Annotated in this window: 1 protein-coding gene; it reads left to right on the forward strand. The window is 40.4% G+C overall.

Annotation, left to right across the window (positions count from 1 at the left end; translation table 11 throughout):
* Positions 1–330 precede the first annotated feature (330 nt).
* A complete protein-coding gene (locus A3761_RS21540) occupies positions 331–1,014 on the forward strand; it encodes a histidine phosphatase family protein (RefSeq protein ID WP_068507539.1) in 684 nt (227 codons plus the stop codon).
* The last annotated feature ends 510 nt before the right edge of the window (positions 1,015–1,524 follow it).

Consider the following 1,524-nt stretch of genomic DNA (forward strand, 5'->3'; position numbering starts at 1 on the left):
ATCGATTAAACTATTTTTACTTCGTAATTCAATTTTTTAAGTAGCTCACCTAAAGTTATATCTAGTACCAGATTACCTTTCCTTACATTTTAAAAGTATTTTTATTACCGTTACCCCTAACCTGCATCAAACTTATTCTTTGTTTATATATGTGGATTTTCTTACGAGTCTTTTAAGGTGTTAACAGGCTCTCATACTAAAGGAGACACTGTTCAGCGCACGAACTATAATCCAAGCTAATGCACTGCCATCAATTGAATAAACTTGCTGAATACTGCTTACTTCCATAGACTTTGCCAACTAATATTTATCCATGCTTAGAGCGATTAAATGGCAACACTGATACTTACACGGCACGCACAAGCCTCTTTAGGAAAGCAAGACTATGACCAGCTTTCTGATCTCGGCCACAAACAAGCCCATTTACTAGGTGAATATTTTGACAGCACTTCTATCAAGCCCAGTCGAGTTATTTGCGGCAGCTTAAAAAGGCATATTGAAACCGCTGACGCGATCACTCGCTCATTGCAATATAATCAAGCTATCGAAACTGATCCGCGCTGGAATGAATTCGACTTTAAGGGATTGATAAAAGCTTATTTGTCACTTAATAGCGACCAGGCGTTTAACTTAAGTAGAGACTCCAACCCGGCCACCTTTTTCAAGTTATTGAAAAAAGCTATGTTTGCCTGGGCGAATAACGACCTAGTAGGTCTGGTAGATGAATCTTGGAGCGACTTTGAGTACAGAATTGAAACTGGCTTAGAGGCAATTCGACAGCAAGCGGATCGTGATGATACCGTTATGTTAGTCAGCTCAGGTGGCGCAATTTCGATGGCGATAAGAAAAGTGATGGGACTAAGCGTAGAGCAGATGATTGATATTAACTTTCAGATTAAAAACGCAAGCTACGCTAGTTTCGATATTAAGCGGGACCGAATGGTGCTGTCGGGTTTTAACCATACCCCTCACCTAGAACTAGATGAGGGCAAAACTTTAATAAGCTACGCCTAAGATGTATCGGCTCGAACTTGGCCTTACAGCTTAGAATATAGGCTGTACTTAAACTAACGAGCTCACTAAGGCCTAAATGTCCGCAAGTCGGACTCTCGGCATCGACAATAAAGTTTGGATATTCAGGCCAATATTGACCTGATCAGTTACATCGGGAATGTGAGAAGAGCAGACACAAAACTATCCAGAAACTTCCTATTATCGCATTAGCTATTTTAAGAGAAATAAGACTTCAATTGCTGAGCGCAAACAAAATCTAGCGCCACTGCACTTTTAAGTCGATTATTCATAATCAACTCTCTACATAATTATTTTTCAATTCCAGCTCATTGAAAAAATCGGGCCATACTATATTCAGTATTTGTTTTTTCGCCCATACAATAGCGGCACAACAAGCACGGTTAAAATCGCCGAGCTGATGGATCCAAAAATCAAGGAGACAGCCAGTCCTCCCATCACGGGATCAGGGATGATTACCAGTGTTCCAAAGACAATGGCCAAGGTGGTTAA

This window comes from Oleiphilus sp. HI0123, from assembly GCF_001635315.1.

Bases quoted from the DNA above. Each gene is read 5' to 3' on its own strand.
- A3761_RS21540 (WP_068507539.1), top strand. From the start codon at position 331: ATGGCAACACTGATACTTACACGGCACGCACAAGCCTCTTTAGGAAAG.